This window comes from Streptomyces europaeiscabiei, from assembly GCF_036346855.1.
GTDB classification, from domain to species: domain Bacteria; phylum Actinomycetota; class Actinomycetes; order Streptomycetales; family Streptomycetaceae; genus Streptomyces; species Streptomyces europaeiscabiei.
Genome location: NZ_CP107841.1, coordinates 2,777,004 through 2,797,945, shown reverse-complemented (window position 1 = coordinate 2,797,945; position 20,942 = coordinate 2,777,004). Strand labels below are relative to the sequence as shown.

Annotated in this window: 16 protein-coding genes; 15 read left to right on the top strand and 1 reads right to left on the bottom strand. The window is 70.0% G+C overall.

Annotation, left to right across the window (positions count from 1 at the left end):
• Nucleotides 1-52 precede the first annotated feature (52 nt).
• The 15 genes from OG858_RS12140 to OG858_RS12070 all read left to right on the top strand — a co-directional run bounded on the left by OG858_RS12140 (nucleotide 53) and on the right by OG858_RS12070 (nucleotide 17,163).
• On the top strand, nucleotides 53-682 hold the full coding sequence (locus OG858_RS12140) for a hypothetical protein (RefSeq protein ID WP_328544925.1): 630 nt from the start codon (nucleotides 53-55) through the stop codon (nucleotides 680-682).
• A 188-nt stretch (nucleotides 683-870) separates the two neighbouring features.
• Entirely contained in the window at nucleotides 871-2,652 is a 1,782-nt protein-coding gene (locus OG858_RS12135) for a peptidoglycan D,D-transpeptidase FtsI family protein (RefSeq protein WP_107482386.1), read from the top strand.
• A 273-nt stretch (nucleotides 2,653-2,925) separates the two neighbouring features.
• A complete protein-coding gene (locus OG858_RS12130) occupies nucleotides 2,926-4,446 on the top strand; it encodes a UDP-N-acetylmuramoyl-L-alanyl-D-glutamate--2,6-diaminopimelate ligase (RefSeq protein WP_086750048.1) in 1,521 nt (506 codons plus the stop codon).
• A 4-nt stretch (nucleotides 4,447-4,450) separates the two neighbouring features.
• Nucleotides 4,451-5,881, top strand: a complete 1,431-nt coding sequence (locus OG858_RS12125) for a UDP-N-acetylmuramoyl-tripeptide--D-alanyl-D-alanine ligase (protein ID WP_319066083.1) — start codon at nucleotides 4,451-4,453, stop codon at nucleotides 5,879-5,881.
• Nucleotides 5,878-6,951: a phospho-N-acetylmuramoyl-pentapeptide-transferase gene (mraY, locus tag OG858_RS12120; RefSeq protein WP_086750050.1), complete on the top strand. Its 1,074-nt coding sequence runs from the start codon at nucleotides 5,878-5,880 to the stop codon at nucleotides 6,949-6,951. The genes OG858_RS12125 and mraY overlap by 4 nt, the downstream gene beginning before the upstream one ends.
• Complete coding sequence (gene murD / locus OG858_RS12115; RefSeq protein WP_327723877.1) at nucleotides 6,933-8,369, top strand: UDP-N-acetylmuramoyl-L-alanine--D-glutamate ligase; 1,437 nt, start codon at nucleotides 6,933-6,935, stop codon at nucleotides 8,367-8,369. Before mraY ends, murD begins: the two co-directional genes overlap by 19 nt.
• An 88-nt stretch (nucleotides 8,370-8,457) precedes the next feature.
• A complete protein-coding gene (ftsW, locus tag OG858_RS12110) occupies nucleotides 8,458-9,807 on the top strand; it encodes a putative lipid II flippase FtsW (RefSeq protein ID WP_086750052.1) in 1,350 nt (449 codons plus the stop codon).
• Between the two features lie 6 nt (nucleotides 9,808-9,813).
• Nucleotides 9,814-10,911: an undecaprenyldiphospho-muramoylpentapeptide beta-N-acetylglucosaminyltransferase gene (murG, locus tag OG858_RS12105; RefSeq protein ID WP_037693373.1), complete on the top strand. Its 1,098-nt coding sequence runs from the start codon at nucleotides 9,814-9,816 to the stop codon at nucleotides 10,909-10,911.
• Nucleotides 10,912-10,970: 59 nt separating this feature from the next.
• A complete protein-coding gene (locus OG858_RS12100) occupies nucleotides 10,971-11,768 on the top strand; it encodes a cell division protein FtsQ/DivIB (protein ID WP_327723876.1) in 798 nt (265 codons plus the stop codon).
• A gap of 279 nt (nucleotides 11,769-12,047) precedes the next feature.
• On the top strand, nucleotides 12,048-13,238 hold the full coding sequence (gene ftsZ / locus OG858_RS12095) for a cell division protein FtsZ (protein WP_086750053.1): 1,191 nt from the start codon (nucleotides 12,048-12,050) through the stop codon (nucleotides 13,236-13,238).
• On the top strand, nucleotides 13,235-13,963 hold the full coding sequence (gene pgeF, locus OG858_RS12090; RefSeq protein WP_086750054.1) for a peptidoglycan editing factor PgeF: 729 nt from the start codon (nucleotides 13,235-13,237) through the stop codon (nucleotides 13,961-13,963). The genes ftsZ and pgeF overlap by 4 nt, the downstream gene beginning before the upstream one ends.
• A 5-nt stretch (nucleotides 13,964-13,968) precedes the next feature.
• Complete coding sequence (locus OG858_RS12085) at nucleotides 13,969-14,688, top strand: YggS family pyridoxal phosphate-dependent enzyme (RefSeq protein WP_086750061.1); 720 nt, start codon at nucleotides 13,969-13,971, stop codon at nucleotides 14,686-14,688.
• A 129-nt stretch (nucleotides 14,689-14,817) separates the two neighbouring features.
• Nucleotides 14,818-15,459, top strand: a complete 642-nt coding sequence (locus tag OG858_RS12080; protein WP_086750055.1) for a cell division protein SepF — start codon at nucleotides 14,818-14,820, stop codon at nucleotides 15,457-15,459.
• A gap of 50 nt (nucleotides 15,460-15,509) precedes the next feature.
• The gene (locus OG858_RS12075) at nucleotides 15,510-15,800 is read left to right on the top strand and encodes a YggT family protein (protein ID WP_086750056.1); all 291 of its coding nucleotides are present in this window, start codon (nucleotides 15,510-15,512) and stop codon (nucleotides 15,798-15,800) included.
• Nucleotides 15,801-15,852: 52 nt separating this feature from the next.
• Entirely contained in the window at nucleotides 15,853-17,163 is a 1,311-nt protein-coding gene (locus OG858_RS12070) for a DivIVA domain-containing protein (RefSeq protein ID WP_086750057.1), read from the top strand.
• A 411-nt stretch (nucleotides 17,164-17,574) separates the two neighbouring features.
• Here the strand turns inward: OG858_RS12070 and ileS are convergent, their stop codons facing one another.
• Nucleotides 17,575-20,718 (bottom strand): isoleucine--tRNA ligase, encoded by a 3,144-nt coding sequence (gene ileS / locus OG858_RS12065; RefSeq protein WP_086750058.1) that lies wholly within the window; start codon nucleotides 20,716-20,718, stop codon nucleotides 17,575-17,577.
• Between the last annotated feature and the right edge of the window lie 224 nt (nucleotides 20,719-20,942).

The following is a 20,942-nucleotide window of genomic DNA, read 5'->3' as shown; positions in this document are numbered from 1 at the left end:
AACTCGCGGGGACGGCGGGTGAGTCCGGAAACCGGACTCACGGGGAGGCCGTGTGAACAGGAAACCCGAACTGAGGGGCCGGGCCGCCCGTCTCGCGCGGCTCCTGCCCGTGCGGCCCAAGGGTGCCGCCCGCACTCCGTTCGTCCTCCTCGTCGTCCTGCTGCTGGGCGGTGGCCTCATCGGCCTCCTCGTGCTGAACTCCGCACTCAGTGAAGGGTCGTTCAAGCTCGACGACCTCCAGGACGACGTGAAGAGCTACACCGACCAGGAACAGGCGCTCCAGCGGGACGTCGACGCCTACTCCGCGCCCGACGCCCTCCAGCGCCGCGCCCGCGAGCTGGGCATGGTCCCCGGCGGCGACCCGGCCTTCCTGAACCCCGACGGCACGGTCAAGGGCGTCCCGAGCGCCGCCCAACAGGCCGTGGCCCGTATGCCGCTCGTCCTCGCACCCGAGGTCCTCGACCCCGGCCCGCCCGTGAGTCCGACCCCCGCACCCGTGACTCCTACGCCCTCCGCGCCGTCGGCCACTGCGACACAGTCACAGCCGCAGACGCAGTCACAGCCGCAGATGCAGTCGCAGTCGCCGGAGATGCCGGAGCCCGCGGTCACTCCCACCCCGACCCCCACACCCACCAGCCCGTTCGTACAGTCCACCCAGCTCCCGACGACCCCCGGCAGGTGACGGAAGTGGCCGATTCAGGCAGGCAGCCCCCCCGCCGCCGCGTACCGGGACCCGCCCGGCCCGTGCGCCCCGGTGGCCAGCAGCGCAGGCCGGGCCCCGGTGCCCGCCCCGGGCAGCGCCGCCCGGCCTCGTCCCGGCAGCCGGCCGCGCGCACCATCCGCCTGGGCAGCCCGCGCCCGAGGCTGCGCATGGTGAGCCTCGCGCTGACCCTGGTGATGATCGCCTTCGTCGTACGGCTGCTTCAGGTACAGGCCGTCGACGCGAGTGAGTACGCCGCCAAGGCCGACCGGAACCGGTACGTCGGCCGGGTGCTGGCCGCCGAGCGGGGCGGGATCACCGACCGCAACGGCGTCGCGCTGGCGGTCAGCGCCGACGCCAACGACATCACGGCCGACCCGACGATGTTCACGCGCGAGCAGCTGAGGATCGACGACGGACCCGAGCAGGCGGCCGCGCTCCTCGCGCCGATCCTCGGGGCGGACCAGGAGACGCTCACCGAGAGGCTGAGCACCAAGAACACGCGCTACGTGCTCCTCGCCCGCCGCCAGACCCCCCAGGTCTGGAACCAGATCAGCGACCTGAAGTCCGCGCTCGTCCAGCGGGCCGCGGACGAGAAGGGCACGGTCAACGTCCTGGCCGGCGTCTTCCAGGAGCCCAGCAGCAAGCGCGTGTACCCCAACGGCGACCTCGCCGCCGGGATACTGGGCTGGGTCAACGCCGAGGGCAAGGGCGGCGGCGGCATCGAGCAGCAGTTGAACAACCGTCTGGCAGGCAAGGACGGCAAGATCCGTTACGCCCAGTCCGGCGGCCGTCTCGTGCCCACCGCGGGCTCCACCGAGACCCCCGCCGTCGCCGGCTCCGACGTCGAGCTGACCATCGACCGCGACATCCAGTGGGCCGCGCAGAACGCCATCACCGAGCAGGTGAAGAAGTCCAAGGCCGACCGCGGCTACGTGATAGTGCAGGACACCCGCACCGGCGAGGTCCTCGCCATGGCCAACTCGCCCGGCTTCGACCCGAACGACCTCACGAAGGCGAACCCGGACGCGCTGGGCAACGCGGCCCTCCAGGACGCCTTCGAGCCCGGCTCCACCGCCAAGGTCATGTCGATGGCCGCCGTACTGGAGGAGAACGTCGCGACGCCGGGCACGCACGTCACCGTGCCCAACCGGCTGCACCGCGGCGACCGGCTCTTCAAGGACGACATCGACCACCCGACCTGGTACCTGACGCTCAACGGCGTCCTCGCCAAGTCCAGCAACATCGGCACCATCCTCGCCACCGGCGAACTCGGCGGGAACCAGCGCGAGTCCAACAAGATCCTGTACTCGTACCTGCGCAAGTTCGGCATCGGCGGCTACACGGGCCTCGACTTCCCCGGCGAGACCAAGGGCATCCTCGCCGCGCCCGGCGACTGGTCGACCTCGCAGCAGTACACGATCCCTTTCGGTCAGGGCGTGTCGATGAACGCCATGCAGGCGACCTCCGTCTACTCGACGATCGCCAACGGCGGTGTACGCGTCGAACCGACCCTCGTAAGAGGCACCAAGGGGCCGGACGGCCGCTTCACTCCCGCCAAGAAGCCCGAGAAGACCCGGGTCGTGAGCGAGAAGACGGCGAAGACCCTCGCCCGGATGCTGGAGTCCGTCGTGGACGACGAGGAGGGCACGGGCACCAAGGCGCGTATCCCCGGCTACCGGGTCGCGGGCAAGACGGGTACGGCCAACCGTGTGGATCCGGCCACCGGCAGATACCGCGGCTACACCTCGTCGTTCGCCGGGTTCGCGCCCGCCGACAACCCGAGGATCACCGTCTACTGCGCGATCCAGAACGCCACCAAGGGCAACTACTTCGGCGGCCAGATCTGTGGACCCATCTACAAGGAGGTCATGGAGTTCGCCCTGAAGACCCTCCAGGTCCCGCCCACCGGGGCGAAGCCCGCGAACCTGCCCGTCGCCTTCACACCCTGACCAGCCTCCTGACCCGCCTCCTGACCCCCTCCTGATCACCGCCGATCAGCGCAACCAGCCAGGAACCGACTCGTGACCATGATCACTCCCGACCCCGGGAACCACGCCTCACAGCCCCGCGCGCACAAACCCCCGCCCACCCGTGTGCCACCACCACCCGTGCCGGACCGCGCTCCGGGCGGGCTCCTCTTTAGCTCCGGCGGGGGTACGCCCGGTACGCTCACCGCCGTGCCACACGCTGATCAGTCCCAAACCACCCAGAAGGACGTTCCCGTGACATATCCGGGACCGCCCAGGCCGATCCAGGTCTCCGCCACACCCCTCGCGGAGCTCGCCGGCCAGGTGGGTGCCGAACAGCCGGGGAGCGCCGCTCAGGTCACGGGCATCACCCATGACTCGCGGGCCGTCCGCCCCGGCGACGTGTACGCCGCCCTGCCCGGTGCCCGTCTGCACGGCGCCGACTTCGTGGACCAGGCGGTCGGCCTCGGCGCCGTCGCCGTGCTCACCGACCCGAGCGGCGCCGAGCGCGTCGCCGCCGCCGGGCTCCCCGCGCTCGTCGTGGAGAACCCGCGCGCGCGGATGGGCGAGCTGGCGGCCACGATCTACGGTCACCCGGGCCGTGACCTGCTCCAGATCGGCATCACCGGCACCTCCGGCAAGACCACCACCGCGTACCTCGTCGAGGGCGGTCTGCGGACCGTGCGCTCCACGGGACTCATCGGCACGGTCGAGATGCGTATCGGCGACGAGCGCATCAAGTCCGAGCGGACCACCCCCGAGGCCACCGACCTCCAGGCCCTGTTCGCGGTCATGCGTGAACGCGGTGTCGACTCGGTCGTCATGGAGGTCTCCAGCCACGCGCTGGTCCTCGGCCGGGTCGACGGCTGCGTCTTCGACGTGGCGGTCTTCAACAACCTCAGCCCGGAGCACATGGAGTTCCACTCCGGCATGGAGGACTACTTCCAGGCCAAGGCGCGGCTCTTCACACCGGAACGCAGCAGGCTCGGCGTCGTCAACCTCGACGACGAGTACGGCCGCCGACTCGTCGACGAAGCCACGGTCCCGGTCGTCACCTTCTCCGCCGAGGGGCACCCGGACGCCGACTGGCGCGCCGAGGACGTCCAGGTCGGGCCGATGGACTCGACGTTCACGGTGGTCGGGCCCAAGGGCGAGCGGATCACTGCCAGGTCGCCGCTGCCGGGCACCTTCAACGTCGCCAACACCCTGGCGGCCGTCGCCGCGCTGGCCGTCGCCGGGATCGACCCGCAGACCGCCGCCGACGGCATCGCCGCCGTACCGGGTGTGCCGGGCCGGCTGGAGCGCGTGGACGCCGGGCAGCCGTACCTCGCGGTCGTCGACTACGCCCACAAGACGGACGCCGTCGAGTCGGTCCTCAAGGCGCTGCGCAAGGTCACCGAGGGCAGCCTGCACGTCGTGCTCGGCTGCGGCGGTGACCGGGACAGGACCAAACGCGTGCCGATGGGCGCCGCCATGGCCCGGCTCTCCGACACCGCCGTACTCACCTCCGACAACCCCCGTTCCGAAGACCCCCTGGCGATCCTCGCGACGATGCTCGAAGGCGCGGCGTCCGTGCCGGCGCACGAGCGCGGCGAGGTCCTCCTCTTCGAGGACCGGGCCGCCGCGATCGCCGCGGCGGTGGCCCGCGCGCAGCCGGGCGACACCGTGCTGGTCGCGGGCAAGGGCCACGAGCAGGGCCAGGACATCGCCGGCGTGGTACGTCCCTTCGACGACCGCCAGGTGCTTCGCGAAGCTATCCAGCAGACCCAGGGATGAACTTGTGATCGCCCTCTCCCTCGCCGAGATCGCAGAAGTCGTCGGCGGGCAGACGCACGACATACCGGATCCGTCGGTGCAGGTCACCGGACCGGTCGTCCGGGACTCCCGTGAAGTGGAGCCCGGCAGCCTCTTCGTCGCCTTCGCCGGCGAGCGCGTGGACGGACACGACTTCGCGGCCGCGGTCGTCGAGGCGGGTGCGGCAGCTGTGCTGGCGTCCCGTCCCGTCGGCGTGCCCGCGATCGTCGTGACCGACGTCCAGGCGGCGCTCGGCGCCCTCGCCCGGCACGTCGTCCACAGGCTCGGCACGACCCTCGTGGCCCTCACCGGCTCCGCGGGCAAGACCAGCACCAAGGACCTCGTCGCACAGGTGCTCCGGCGCAAGGCGCCGACCGTGTTCACGCCCGGCTCCCTCAACAACGAGATCGGGCTGCCCCTCACCGCGCTCAGCGCCACGGAGGAAACCCGTTTCCTGGTCCTGGAGATGGGCGCCCGGGGCATCGGCCACATCAAGTACCTCACCGACCTGACCCCGCCGAGGATCGGCCTCGTGCTGAACGTCGGTACCGCCCACATCGGCGAGTTCGGCGGCCGGGAGCAGATCGCGCAGGCCAAGGGCGAGCTGGTGGAGGCACTGCCCTCCGCGGAGGAGGGCGGCGCCGCGATCCTCAACGCCGACGACCCCCTCGTCCGGGCCATGGCGTCCCGTACGAAGGCCCGGGTGATCCTCTTCGGAGAGTCCGGCGAAGCGGACGTACGCGCCGAGAACGTGACGCTCACGGACGCCGGACAGCCCGCCTTCAGGCTTCACACACCCTCCGGTGCAAGCGATGTGACCATGCGCCTGTACGGTGAGCACCACGTGTCGAACGCGCTCGCCGCGGCCGCCGTCGCCCATGAGCTGGGCATGTCCGCAGACGAGATCGCCACCGCGCTCTCCGAGGCGGACTCCCTCTCCCGCTGGCGCATGGAGGTCACCGAGCGCCCGGACGGCGTGACGGTCGTCAACGACGCCTACAACGCGAACCCCGAGTCCATGCGAGCCGCTCTGCGCGCGCTCGCGGCGATGGGCAAGGCCGCACAGGCACAAGGGGGGCGCACGTGGGCGGTGCTCGGCAAGATGGCCGAGCTCGGGGACGAATCGCTCGCCGAGCACGACGCGGTCGGACGGCTCGCCGTCCGGCTCAATGTCGGCAAGCTCGTGGCGGTCGGGGGCAGGGAAGCGTCCTGGCTGCAACTGGGCGCATATAACGAGGGTTCGTGGGGTGAGGAGTCGGTGCACGTGTCCGACGCACAGGCGGCGGTCGACCTGTTGCGCAGTCAGTTGCGCCCGGGAGACGTCGTACTCGTGAAGGCGTCCCGGTCGGTCGGGCTCGAGAGCGTGGCGCAGGCGCTGCTCGACAGCGGCAACGAGGGTGAGGTTGCCGCCCGATGATGAAGCAGATCCTGTTCGCAGGAGTCATTGGTCTCTTCCTGACCCTGGTCGGCACCCCGCTGCTGATCAAGCTGCTGGCCCGCAAGGGCTACGGCCAGTACATCCGCGACGACGGCCCGCGCACGCACGGCAGCAAGCGCGGTACGCCGACGATGGGTGGTATCGCCTTCATCCTGGCGACGATCGTCGCGTACTTCCTGGCCAAGGTGATCACGGGCCAGCCGCCGACCTTCTCCGGTCTGCTGGTGCTCGGCCTGATGGGCGGCATGGGCCTCGTCGGCTTCCTCGACGACTACATCAAGATCGTCAAGCGCCGTTCGCTCGGTCTGCGGGCCAAGGCGAAGATGGCCGGCCAGCTGATCGTCGGCATCAGCTTCGCGGTCCTCGCGCTGCAGTTCCCGGACGTCCGCGACCAGACGCCGGCCTCCACCAAGATCTCCTTCGTACAGGACTTCGGCTGGACCATCGGCCCGGTGCTGTTCGTGATCTGGGCCCTGTTCATGATCCTCGCCATGTCGAACGGCGTGAACCTGACCGACGGTCTGGACGGCCTCGCCACCGGCGCCTCCGTGCTCGTCTTCGGCGCGTACACCTTCATCGGCGTCTGGCAGTTCCAGGAGTCCTGCGCCAACACGCTGACCCTGACCAACCCGGGCGCCTGTTACGAGGTACGAGATCCACTCGACCTGGCGATCGTGGCCTCCGCGCTGATGGGCGCCTGCCTCGGCTTCCTGTGGTGGAACACCTCGCCGGCCAAGATCTTCATGGGCGACACCGGTTCGCTGGCCCTCGGCGGCGCGCTCGCGGGTCTCGCGATCTGCTCCCGCACCGAGCTGCTGCTCGCGCTCCTCGGCGGCCTGTTCGTCCTCATCACGATGTCGGTCGTCATCCAGGTCGGCTCGTTCAAGCTGACCGGCAAGCGCGTCTTCCGCATGGCCCCGCTCCAGCACCACTTCGAGCTCAAGGGCTGGTCCGAGGTCCTGGTCGTGGTCCGCTTCTGGATCATCCAGGGCATCTGCGTGATCGTCGGACTGGGCCTCTTCTACGCGGGATGGGCGGCCGACAAGTGACCGACTGGCAGGGCAAGCGCGTCACCGTCGCCGGGCTCGGCGTCTCCGGCATCCCGGCGGCCAAGGTCCTGCGCGGCCTCGGCGCCACCGTCACGGTCGTCAACGACGGCGACGACGAGCGCGCCCGGGCGCAGGCCGCGGACCTGGAGGCGCTCGGCATCACCGTGCGCCTCGGTGACGGCGCCACCCTGCCCGAGGGCACCGAACTCGTCGTCACCACCCCCGGCTGGAAGCCCGACAAGCCGCTCTTCGCGGCGGCCCGTGAGGCCGGTCTGGAGATCTGGGGAGACGTCGAGCTCGCCTGGCGCCTGCGCGGCCCCGACGCCGCCCCCTGGCTGGCCGTCACGGGCACCAACGGCAAGACCACGACCGTGCAGATGCTCGCCTCGATCCTGACGGCGGCGGGCCTGCGTACGGCCGCCGTCGGCAACATCGGGGTCTCGCTGCTGGACGTCGTCCTGGGCGACGAGCAGTACGACGTACTGGCCGTCGAGTTGTCGAGCTACCAGCTCCATTGGGCGCCCTCCCTGCGCGCCCACTCCGCCGCCGTCCTCAACCTCGCCCCCGACCACCTCGACTGGCACGGCTCCATGGAGGCGTACGCCGCCGACAAGGGCCGCGTCTACGAGGGCAATCGAGTCGCCTGCGTCTACAACGTGGATGCCACCGACAAACCGTCCACCGAGGACCTGGTGCGCGAGGCGGATGTCGAGGAGGGCTGCCGGGCCGTCGGGTTCACGCTCGGCACCCCGGGGCCGTCCCAACTCGGCGTCGTGGACGGCATCCTGGTCGACCGCGCCTTCGTCGACAACCGGCAGAAGAACGCCCAGGAGCTCGCCGAGGTCGCGGACGTGAACCCGCCGGCCCCGCACAACATCGCCAACGCCCTCGCGGCGGCGGCCCTCGCGCGGGCCTACGGGGTGCCCGCCAAGGCCGTACGGGACGGGCTGCGGGCCTTCACGCCGGACGCGCACCGCATCGCCCACGTGGCCGACGTGGACGGCGTCGCGTACGTCGACGACTCCAAGGCCACCAACACGCATGCGGCGCAGGCCTCGTTGGCGGCCTACGAGTCGATCGTGTGGGTCGCGGGCGGACTCGCCAAGGGCGCTACCTTCGACGAACTCGTCGCCAGTGCGGCGGGGCGGCTGCGGGGCGTCGTGCTGATCGGCGCGGATCGCGCTCTGATCCGGGAAGCGCTCGCGCGACACGCGCCCGAAGTGCCGGTCGTCGACCTCGACCGGACCGACACTGGGGCGATGCTCGCCGCCGTCCGCTCGGCGCGGACGCTGGCGCGGGCGGGTGACACGGTGCTCCTGGCGCCGGCCTGTGCGTCGATGGACATGTTCGTCAACTACAACAAGCGTGGGGACGCGTTCGCGGAGGCTGTGCGCGAACTCTCCTCCGCGGACGGCTGACCCGGCCCGGCTTCGCCTGGCGGCGCCGGGTGAGACTGGGAGGGACGCGTGACACGGATCCGGTCGGTCGGCGGCGAAGGCGCCCCCGATGCCGAGTAGCCGTACGAGCCGTGCGCCCCTCCAGCGCGTCACACGGCGGCCGCCCGTCCCGCGGCCGCCGCGCGAGGACCCCGTGCGACGGTTCCTCACCCGGGCACGCAAGGCGTGGGACCGGCCGCTGACCGCGTACTACCTGATCCTCGGCGGCAGTCTGCTGATCACCGTGCTGGGGCTTGTGATGGTCTACTCGGCCTCCCAGATCACGGCGTTGCAGAAGTCGCTGCCGGGGACCTTCTTCTTCCGCAAGCAGTTCCTCGCGGCCACGATCGGCACCGTCCTGCTGCTCGTGGCCTCGCGGATGCCGGTCAAGCTGCACCGGGCGCTGGCCTACCCGCTGCTGGCCGGCTGTGTGTTCCTGATGGCTCTGGTTCAGGTGCCCGGAATAGGGCAGTCGATCAACGGCAACCAGAACTGGATCGCCATCGGCGGCTCCTTCCAGATCCAGCCCAGCGAGTTCGGAAAGCTGGCGCTGGTGCTGTGGGGCGCGGATCTGCTGGCCCGCAAGGAGGACAAGCGGCTGCTCACACAGTGGAAGCACATGCTGGTGCCGCTCGTTCCGGTGGCGTTCATGCTCCTCGGGCTGATCATGCTCGGCGGTGACATGGGCACCGCGATCATTCTCACGGCGATCCTGTTCGGCCTGCTGTGGCTGGCCGGGGCGCCGACGCGACTGTTCGTGGGCGTGCTGTCCATCGCCGGGTTCATCGGGTTCGTCCTGATCAGGACCAGCGAGAACCGCATGGCCCGCCTGGCCTGCATCGGAGCCACCGAACCCCGTACGGACGGGGCCGACTGCTGGCAGGCCGTACACGGCATCTACGCCCTCGCCTCGGGCGGAATCTTTGGCTCCGGGCTCGGTGCCAGTGTGGAAAAATGGGGCCAACTCCCGGAAGCGCACACCGACTTCATCTTCGCCGTCACCGGTGAGGAACTGGGCCTCGCGGGGACGCTGTCGGTGCTCGCCCTCTTCGCGGCTCTAGGCTATGCGGGTATCCGCGTGGCCGGACGCACGGAGGACCCCTTCGTCAGGTATGCCGCGGGAGGCGTGACCACCTGGATCACCGCTCAGGCAGTGATCAACATCGGTGCGGTGCTCGGTCTGCTGCCGATCGCCGGAGTCCCGCTCCCGCTGTTCTCCTACGGAGGTTCCGCCCTGCTGCCGACCATGTTCGCCATCGGGCTCTTGATCGCGTTCGCGCGCGACGAGCCCGCTGCGCGGGCGGCGCTCGCCATGCGGCAACCCCGCTTTGGTAGAAAGCGTGGCGGCGGCCCTTCGGGGCCCGGGAGATGGAACACGATGAGACGGCGTGCCTCGGCACGTTCGTCCGGAGAGCGGTGAATTTCGGTGCATGTCGTACTCGCCGGTGGCGGAACCGCCGGTCACATCGAGCCCGCGCTCGCCCTCGCGGACGCCCTGCGCAGGCAGGACCCGACCGTGGGCATCACGGCCCTGGGCACGGAGCGCGGCCTCGAGACGCGCCTCGTCCCCGAGCGCGGCTACGAACTCGCGCTGATCCCCGCCGTACCCCTGCCACGCAAGCCCACCCCCGAGCTGATCACGGTGCCCGGCAGGCTGCGCGGCACGATCAAGGCGACCGAGCAGATCCTGGAGCGCACCAAGGCGGACGCCGTCGTCGGCTTCGGCGGCTATGTCGCCCTGCCCGGTTACCTCGCCGCCAAGCGCCTCGGTGTGCCGATCATCGTCCACGAGGCCAACGCGCGCCCCGGTCTCGCCAACAAGATCGGTTCCCGGTACGCGGCCCAGGTCGCCGTCTCCACACCGGACAGCAAGCTCCGTGACGCCCGCTATATCGGCATCCCGCTGCGCCGCGCCATCGCCACCCTCGACCGGGCCGCCGCCCGTCCCGAGGCCCGCGCCCTGTTCGGCCTCGACCCGAACCTGCCGACCCTGCTGGTCTCCGGCGGCTCCCAGGGCGCCCGCCGTCTCAACGAGGTGGTCCAGCAGGTCGCGCCCTACCTCCAGCAGGCCGGGATCCAGATCCTGCACGCGGTCGGCCCGAAGAACGAACTGCCGCAGGTACACCAGATGCCGGGAATGCCCCCGTACATCCCGGTACCGTATGTGGACCGGATGGACCTCGCGTACGCCGCGGCCGACATGATGCTCTGCCGCGCGGGCGCGATGACCGTCGCCGAACTCTCCGCCGTCGGGCTCCCGGCCGCCTACGTCCCGCTGCCCATCGGCAACGGCGAACAGCGGCTGAACGCTCAGCCGGTGGTCAAGGCCGGCGGCGGACTGCTGGTCGACGACGCGGAACTGACGCCGCAGTGGGTGCAGCAGAACGTTTTGCCCGTCCTCGCCGACCCGCACCGGCTGTACGAGATGTCCCGCGCGGCCGGCGAATTCGGCCGCCGGGACGCCGACGACCTGCTCGTCGGGATGGTGTACGAGGCGATCGCGGCCAAGCGTGGACGCCGCTAGGGAGCGGATCGGCGAGTGAGCCGCCCCGGGGGCGAACCGAGCCAGGAGAGGGAGTGCGCGTGGCCGGACCGACCACCGCCGAACGCGGCGCGGACGAGGATCTGGACCCCGGCACGCCGCCGCGGCGACGGCTTCCCGGCCCCCGGGCGCTGATCGCCGCCGCGGTCGCCCTGGTGCTGATCGGTGGCGCCTCGGTCTGGGTTCTGTACGGCTCCTCGTGGCTGCGGGTCGAGCGGGTGTCCGTCACGGGCACCCGCGTGCTGACCGAGGCCCAGGTGCGCGAGGCCGCCGACGTGCCGCTCGGTGATCCCCTGATCTCCGTCGACCTGGACGGGATCGAGTCGCGACTGCTCGATGAATTGCCCCGAATCGACTCGGTCGAGGTCATCCGTTCCTGGCCGCACGGAATCGGGCTGAAAGTGAGTGAACGTACTCCGGTCCTGATTGTCGAAGCGACCGGAAATTCGGGCAAGTACGTCGAAGTAGACGCGAAAGGTGTGCGTTTTGCCACGGTTCCGCGCGCCCCGGAAGGCGTTCCCGTACTCGAATTGGCGGTGTCCCGGTCGGGTTCGTCCGCAGCCAGTCTGCGGCGATTCGACGAGGACCGGCTCGTACGGGAGGCCGTACGGGTCGCCGACGCCGTTCCGGCCGCGCTCGCGCACGACACCCTGGTCGTCAAGGTCCGCTCCTACGACTCCGTCTCGCTGGAGTTGACCGGAGACCGTACGGTCGCGTGGGGAAGTGCGGAGAAGGGGCGCGCGAAGGCCCGCGCGCTCACCGCCCTGATGAAAGCCGCCCCGGACGCGGGTCACTTCGACGTGAGCGTTCCCACCGCGCCCGCGTCATCAGGGAGTTGACGCGCATCCGTGCAGGCCAGCACCCTGGTTGGGCACGGCTATGGCTGATCACATAGGGTGAAAAGAAAAACGGGAGGTTCGGCGTGTTCGTTGAACGCGCGCCACTTGTCGACTTAGTGTCCTGTTCGGAAGAGTCCAAGGAACAGTCACACTGGTAACCCTAAACTTCAGCGTTAGGGTTCGGGTCGGCGTTCGGACCGTCCCACTTCGGCATCAGTCGTCGCATCGCGGGTCCCTCGCGAAGCGGCGACACGTAACTCGAGGCGAGAGGCCTTCGACGTGGCAGCACCGCAGAACTACCTCGCAGTCATCAAAGTCATCGGTGTCGGCGGCGGTGGTGTCAATGCCATCAACCGGATGATCGAGGTCGGTCTCAAGGGCGTCGAGTTCATCGCCATCAACACCGACGCGCAAGCTCTGTTGATGAGCGACGCCGACGTCAAGCTCGACGTCGGCCGGGAACTCACCCGCGGACTCGGCGCCGGCGCCAACCCGGCCGTCGGCCGCAAGGCGGCCGAGGACCACCGCGAGGAGATCGAGGAGGTCCTCAAGGGGGCCGACATGGTCTTCGTGACGGCCGGCGAGGGCGGCGGCACCGGTACCGGCGGCGCGCCCGTCGTGGCCAACATCGCCCGCTCGCTGGGCGCCCTCACCATCGGCGTGGTCACCCGCCCCTTCACCTTCGAGGGCCGCCGCCGCGCCAACCAGGCCGAGGACGGCATCGCCGAGCTCCGCGAGGAGGTCGACACCCTCATCGTCATCCCGAACGACCGGCTGCTGTCCATCTCGGACCGCCAGGTCTCCGTTCTGGACGCGTTCAAGTCGGCCGACCAGGTCCTGCTCTCCGGTGTCCAGGGCATCACCGACCTCATCACCACGCCGGGCCTGATCAACCTCGACTTCGCCGACGTCAAGTCCGTGATGTCCGAGGCCGGTTCGGCCCTCATGGGTATCGGCTCGGCCCGCGGCGACGACCGCGCGGTGGCCGCCGCAGAAATGGCGATCTCCTCGCCGCTCCTGGAGGCGTCCATCGACGGCGCCCGGGGTGTGCTGCTCTCCATCTCCGGTGGCTCCGACCTCGGCCTGTTCGAGATCAACGAGGCCGCCCAGCTGGTCAGCGAGGCCGCCCACCCCGAGGCGAACATCATCTTCGGCGCGGTCATCGACGACGCGCTCGGCGACGAGGTCCGGGTCACGGTCATCGCGGCCGGCTTCGACGGTGGCCAGCCCCCGGCCAAGCGGGACAACATCCTCGGCTCGGCCGCGGCCAAGCGCGAGGAGCCCGCGCCGGCGCGACCCGCCGAGACCCGCCCGTCCTTCGGCTCGCTCGGCAGCGTCAAGCCGAAGGAGGAGCCGGCGCCCGCCCCCGAGCCGGTGAACGAGGTTCCGGTCGCCCCGCCCGTCCCGCCGTCCCGGTCCTACTCGGACAGCGCTGCGGAGGAGCTGGACGTGCCGGACTTCCTCAAGTGATAGGACAGCGCGAGAACGTGAGCGGCGCGCACTTCGCCTTCACCGACAGGTGGGGCGGGGTGAGCGCCGCTCCGTATGAGGAGCTCAATCTCGGCGGGGCGGTCGGGGACGGCGCCGAGGCCGTGACGACGAACCGGGAGCTGGCGGCCAAGTCGCTCGGCCTGGAGCCGGACCGGGTCGTCTGGATGAACCAGGTGCACGGCGCGGACGTGGCCGTGGTCGACGGACCGTGGGGTGCCGACGACATCCCGTCCGTCGACGCGATCGTCACCACCCGGCGCGGTCTCGCGCTCGCCGTCCTCACCGCCGACTGCGTACCCGTCCTGCTGGCCGACCCCGTCGCCGGGGTCGCGGCCGCCGCCCACGCGGGCCGGCCCGGCATGGTCGCCGGGGTCGTCCCCGCCGCCGTACGGGCCATGACCGAACGCGGCGCCGACCCCGCCAGGATCGTCGTCCGCACCGGACCCGCCGTCTGCGGCCGGTGTTACGAAGTGCCCGAAGCGATGCGCGCCGAGGTGGCCACCGTCGAGCCGGCGGCGTACGCCGAGACCAGTTGGGGCACGCCCTCGGTCGATGTTTGCGCCGGAGTGCACACACAGCTGGAGCGCCTCGGGGTGCACGACCGGGAGCAGTCGCCGGTGTGCACGCTGGAGTCGCGCGACCACTTCTCGTACCGCCGCGACCGCGCCACGGGGCGACTCGCGGGATATGTCTGGCTGGACTGATGGACATGACGGACCGTAAGGAGCAACTCGCCGGAAACCTGGCGAAGGTGGAGGGTCGCATCGCGGCGGCCTGTGCGGCCGCGGGGCGCAAGCGGGACGAGGTCACCCTGGTCGTGGTGACCAAGACCTACCCGGCGGGCGATGTGCGGATCCTGTCGGAACTCGGTGTGCGCCATGTCGCCGAGAATAAGGACCAGGACGCGGCACCCAAGGCCGCCGAATGCTCGGATCTGCCCCTTGTGTGGCACTTCGTGGGACAGTTGCAGACCAACAAAGTTCGTTCTGTGGTGCGTTATGCGGATCTCGTGCAGTCTGTCGATCGTTCCAGGCTTGTCACGACTCTGTCGAAAGAGGCCGTTCGGGCCGGGCGTGAGGTGGGATGTCTCATCCAGGTCGCGCTCGACGCGGACGTGGGCGGCCGGGGAGAGCGAGGAGGTGTCGGGCCGGACGGGATCGAAGAGTTGGCCGACCTCCTCGCGGGGGCGCCGGGGCTGCGGGTCGATGGTCTGATGACCGTCGCGCCGCTCACCGGGGAGTACGCCGGACGGCAACGGGCCGCTTTTGAGCGGTTGATGGATTTGTCGACCGACCTGCGCCGGGCTCATCCGGCTGCGAACATGGTCTCCGCAGGGATGAGTGCGGACCTCGAGGAGGCCGTGGCGGCCGGAGCGACACATGTGCGCGTCGGCACCGCGGTACTCGGAGTCCGTCCCGGGCTCGGGTAACGTCGCCAAGAAGTCGGACCACAGCAGAAAATATGGTCATTCCGTCGAGAGGCGGGCGCAACGACCTCGTGGATCACGGGCACTTGGGAAGTCGTCAGTCGATCCACCACAGAGCGGAGGACTCAGAGCATGGCCGGCGCGATGCGCAAGATGGCGGTCTACCTCGGCCTCGTGGAGGACGATGGGTACGACGGCAGGGGATTCGACCCCGATGACGACTTCGAGCCCGAGCTCGACGCGGAACCCGAGCGGGACCACCGCCGGCACGAGCCGGTACATCAGGCGCACCAGTCACATCAGTCCCAAAGGGACGAATCGGTACGAGTGGTGCAGCCCCCGGTGCAGCGCGAACCGGTGTCGCATGCCACTTCGCTTCCCGCGGAATCGGCGCGACCCGCCCGGATCGCACCCGTGGCGTCCATCACACAAGAACGTTCGAGTCTGGAGAAGAACGCACCGGTGATCATGCCCAAGGTCGTGTCCGAGCGAGAGCCTTACCGGATCACCACGTTGCACCCGCGGACCTACAACGAGGCCCGTACCATCGGGGAACACTTCCGTGAGGGCACCCCGGTGATCATGAATCTGACTGAGATGGATGACACAGACGCGAAGCGACTTGTCGACTTTGCGGCCGGTTTGGTGTTTGGTCTTCACGGCAGCATCGAGCGGGTGACGCAGAAGGTGTTCCTGTTGTCGCCTGCTAACGTCGATGTCACGGCGGAGGACAAGGCCCGCATCGCAGAGGGCGGGTTCTTCAACCAGAGCTGAGACGCACGACCGGAACAAGGCATGGAACAGGGGAGAGGGAAGCACGGATCATGAGCGTGGTTTGGCAAGTGCTCTGGGTCGCTCTGATGTGTTTCCTCATCGTGCTGATCTTCCGGTTGGTCATGGACTACGTGTTCCAGTTCGCCCGCTCGTGGCAACCCGGCAAGGCGATGGTGGTCGTTCTGGAGGCCACCTACACTGTCACTGATCCACCGCTCAAGCTTCTGCGGCGGGTCATCCCGCCGCTGCGTCTCGGGGGCGTGGCGCTCGACCTGTCCTTCTTCGTACTGATGATCATCGTCTACATCCTGATCAGCATCGTGGGTGGACTCGCGAGGTGACTGTGGACGATCCGGTCTTGCCGACTGCCGATGACTACGTTGAGGTGAAGAGATGCCGTTGACCCCCGAGGACGTGCGGAACAAGCAGTTCACGACCGTCCGCCTCCGAGAAGGCTATGACGAGGACGAGGTCGATGCCTTCCTCGACGAGGTCGAAGCCGAACTGACGCGCCTGCTCCGCGAGAACGAGGACCTGCGCGCCAAACTGGCCGCGGCCACGCGCGCTGCTGCCCAGAACCAGCAGAACATGCGCAAGCCTCCGGAGCCTCAGGACCAGCAGCAGGGCGGCATGCAGCAAGGTGGCATGCAGCAGGGCGGCATGCAGCAGGGCGGCATGCAACAACAGGGCGGTATGCAGCAGCAGGGTATGCGCGGTCCCGGTGGACCCGTACCCGCTGGGATATCGGGCCCGCCGCAGCAGATGGGGGGCCCCATGGGTGGCCCGCCCCAGCTGCCGAGCGGTGCTCCGCAGCTGCCTGCCGGCCCCGGTGGCCAGGGTGGGCAGCAGGGTCCCGGCCCGATGGGTCAGGGACCGATGGGCCAGGGCCCCATGGGTCAGGGCCAGATGCAGCAGCAGATGGGCCAGGGCCAGATGGGTCAGGGTCAGATGGGTCAGGGCCAGATGGGCCAGGGTCCCATGGGCGGCCAGCCCCCCATGCAGCAGATGGGTGGCCCTATGGGCGGCCCCATGGGTGGTCCGATGGGCGGCCCCGGTCAGGGCCCCGGCGGCGACAGTGCCGCGCGTGTGCTCTCGCTGGCCCAGCAGACCGCCGACCAGGCGATCGCCGAGGCCCGTTCCGAGGCCAACAAGATCGTCGGTGAGGCCCGTAGCCGCGCCGAGGGTCTGGAGCGGGACGCCCGTGCCAAGGCCGACGCGCTGGAGCGGGACGCGCAGGAGAAGCACCGCGTGGCGATGGGCTCCCTGGAGTCCGCCCGCGCCACGCTGGAGCGCAAGGTCGAGGACCTGCGTGGCTTCGAGCGCGAGTACCGCACGCGTCTGAAGTCGTACCTGGAGTCGCAGCTGCGTCAGCTGGAGACCCAGGCGGACGACTCGCTGGCCCCGCCGCGCACCCCGGCGACCGCGTCGCTGCCGCCGTCCCCGGCGCCCTCGATGGCTCCGGCCGGCGCGAGCGCCCCGTCGTACGGCGGAAACCCGGGCGGTATGGGCGGAGGCATGGGTGGCGGTATGGGCGGAGGCATGGGCGGCGCCCCTGCTCCGGCCGCGCCCTCCTACGGCGGTCAGCAGCAGATGTCGCCGGCCATGACCCAGCCGATGGCTCCGGTCCGGCCTCAGGGTCCCTCTCCGATGGGGCAGGCTCCCTCGCCGATGCGCGGGTTCCTCATCGACGAGGACGACAACTGACGATTACTGGTACGCCATAGGCGTCGGCAGCGTTCAGGGCGGGGCCCCGGATTTCTTTCCGGGGCCCCGCCCTTTTGCTGCGCGAGCTCCGGTGGGTCGTCGGGGCGGTTGTTCGGGGATGCGCGCGGATGTGTGGTGGACGCAACGCCGAAGGCCTGGGGCACCGAGATCTCTCACGGTGCCCCAGGCCTTCTTGGTTGCCCGGGGGTGGTGCCGGGCGGCGGGGGCGGGCTCCGCTCACCGGCGCTTGCCGGGTGCCACTGCGCCCACCCGTGCCGCCCCAGCGGCACGACTGCCCGCAGCTCGGGCAGGCAGCCGGGCTCGCGTCCCGTCAGGGGCGCGGGGAACCGCGGGATCAGCCACGGACCGCCCCGCGGGTCCGGGGCGGCCGTTCGTGGCAGACGCTGTCGGTCAGGCCTTGCGCAGACGGAAGGTCAACGTCAGACCCTCGTCCGTGAAGGGCGTGCCGAATGTCCCGTCGGCCTCGCCTGCGGCGAAGTCCGTGGCGAGAACCTCGTCGGCGATCAGGGCCGAGTGCTCGGTCAGGGCCGCGGTGACCGCCGGGTCCGTGGCCGTCCAGCGCAGGGCGATACGGTCGGCCACGTCCAGGCCGCTGTTCTTGCGGGCCTCCTGGATCAGGCGGATCGCGTCACGGGCCAGGCCCGCCTGGCGCAGCTCCTCCGTGATCTCCAGGTCGAGGGCGACCGTGGCACCCGAGTCGGAGGCCACCGACCAGCCCTCGCGCGGGGTCTCCGTGATGATGACCTCGTCGGGGGCGAGGGTGATGGTCTCGCCGTCGACCTCGACCGAGGCCGTGCCCTCGCGCAGGGCGAGGGACAGGGCGGCCGCGTCGGCGCCCGCGACGGCCTTGGCCACGTCCTGGACGCGCTTGCCGAAGCGCTTGCCCAGGGCGCGGAAGTTGGCCTTGGCGGTCGTGTCCACCAGGGAGCCGCCGACCTCGGAGAGCGAGGCGAGCGAGCTGACGTTCAGCTCCTCCGTGATCTGCGTGTGCAGTTCGGGGTCGAGGGAGTCGAAGCCCGTCGCCGCCACCAGGGCGCGTGAGAGCGGCTGGCGGGTCTTGACCCCCGACTCCGCGCGCGTGGCGCGGCCCAGCTCCACCAGGCGGCGGACCAGGACCATCTGCTTCGACAGCTCGGGGTCGATCGCGGACAGGTCGGCCTCGGGCCAGGACGCCAGGTGTACGGACTCGGGGGCGCCCGGGGAGACCGGCGCGATCAGGTCCTGCCAGACCCGCTCGGTGATGAAGGGGGTCAGCGGGGCCATCAGCTTGGTGACCGTCTCGACGACCTCGTGCAGGGTGCGCAGCGCGGCCTTGTCGCCCTGCCAGAAGCGGCGGCGCGAGCGGCGTACGTACCAGTTCGACAGGTCGTCGACGAACGCCGAGAGGAGCTTGCCGGCGCGCTGGGTGTCGTAGGCCTCCAGGGCGCCGGTCACCTGGTCGGTGAGGGCGTGGAGCTCGGACAGCAGCCAGCGGTCCAGGACCGGGCGGTCGGCCGGGGCCGGGTCCGCCGCGCTGGGCGCCCAGTTCGACGTGCGGGCGTACAGGGCCTGGAAGGCGACCGTGTTCCAGTAGGTGAGGAGCGTCTTGCGGACGACCTCCTGGATGGTGCCGTGGCCGACGCGGCGGGCCGCCCAGGGGGAGCCGCCGGCGGCCATGAACCAGCGGACGGCGTCGGCGCCGTGCTGGTCCATGAGCGGGATCGGCTGCAGGATGTTGCCCAGGTGCTTGGACATCTTGCGGCCGTCCTCGGCGAGGATGTGGCCGAGGCAGACGACGTTCTCGTAACTCGACTTGTCGAAGACCAGGGTGCCGACGGCCATCAGCGTGTAGAACCAGCCGCGGGTCTGGTCGATGGCCTCGCTGATGAACTGGGCCGGGTAGCGGGACTCGAAGAGTTCCTTGTTCTTGTACGGGTAGCCCCACTGCGCGAACGGCATCGACCCCGAGTCGTACCAGGCGTCGATGACCTCCGGGACGCGCGTGGCGGTGCTGCCGCAGCCGTCCTGGGGGCACGGGAAGGTGACCGCGTCGATGAACGGGCGGTGCGGGTCGAGGTCCGACTGGTCGGTGCCGGAGAGCTGCGTCAGCTCCTCGCGGGAGCCCACGCAGGTGAGGTGGTTCTCCTCGCAGCGCCAGATCGGCAGCGGGGTGCCCCAGTAGCGGCTGCGGGAGAGTGCCCAGTCGATGTTGTTGTTCAGCCAGTCGCCGAAGCGGCCGTGCTTGACCGAGTCCGGGAACCAGTTGGTCTTCTCGTTCTCCTGGAGGAGACGGTCCTTGACGGCGGTGGTGCGGATGTACCAGGACGGCTGCGCGTAGTAGAGGAGCGCGGTGTGGCAGCGCCAGCAGTGCGGGTAGCTGTGCTCGTACGGGATGTGCCTGAAGAGCAGGCCGCGCTGCTGGAGGTCCTCGGTGAGCTGTTCGTCCGCCTTCTTGAAGAAGACGCCGCCGACGAGGGGGACGTCCTCCTCGAAGGTGCCGTCGGGGCGGACCGGGTTCACCACGGGCAGGCCGTACGAGCGGCAGACCTTGAGGTCGTCCTCACCGAAGGCGGGGGACTGGTGGACCAGGCCCGTACCGTCCTCGGTCGTCACGTATTCGGCGTTCACCACGAAATGGGCGGGCTCGGGGAACTCTACGAGCTCGAACGGACGTTGATAGGTCCAGCGCTCCATTTCGGCGCCGGTGAAGGTCTGGCCCGTGGTCTCCCAGCCCTCGCCGAGCGCCTTGGCGACGAGTGGCTCGGCGACGACGAGCTTCTCGGTGCCGTCCGTGGCTACCACATAGGTGACCTCGGGGTGGGCGGCGACCGCGGTGTTGGACACCAGCGTCCATGGCGTGGTCGTCCACACCAGGAGCGCGGCCTCGTCGGCGAGCGGACCGGAGGTGAGCGGGAAACGGACGTACACCGAGGGGTCGACGACCGTCTCGTAGCCCTGCGCCAGCTCGTGGTCCGACAGACCGGTGCCGCAGCGGGGGCACCAGGGTGCGACGCGGTGGTCCTGGACCAGCAGGCCCTTGTTGAAGATCTCCTTGAGCGACCACCAGACGGACTCCACGTACTCGGGGTCCATGGTCCGGTAGGCGTCGTCGAGGTCGACCCAGTAGCCCATACGGGTCGTCAGCTCGGTGAAGGCGTCGGTGTGCCGGGTCACGGAGTCGCGGCACCTGGCGTTGAACTCGGCGATGCCGTACGCCTCGATGTCCTTCTTGCCGTTGAAGCCGAGCTCCTTCTCGACCGCCAGCTCCACGGGGAGGCCATGGCAGTCCCAGCCGGCCTTGCGGGCCACGTGGTAGCCGCGCATCGTGCGGAAGCGGGGGAAGACGTCCTTGAAGACGCGAGCCTCGATGTGGTGGGCGCCCGGCATGCCGTTGGCGGTGGGCGGACCCTCGTAGAACACCCACTCGGGGCGGCCCTCGGACTGCTCCAGGCTCTTGGCGAAGATCTTCTGTTCGCGCCAGAAGTCGAGCACCGCGTGCTCGAGCGCGGGCAGATCGACCTGGGCGGGCACCTGGCGGTACGTCGGCTCTGTCATGAGCGGGCTTCCTCCAACGGACTTGCTGCCTTCCGTCGGAGGGACGAGAGCTTCGATCCTTCGTACGCCCTGTGCGGCGCGCTCCCGCGGTACCACCCTCCTTGGCTCCCCTGTGCGCCCTACGCGTCGGTGAGCCCCCTCATTGAGGTCGCGATACCGGGTCTACTCGCCGTGCCTCGCGGGCTGCGGCTTTCTTCCGGCGGCTCCGGGGTGATCTTCACATC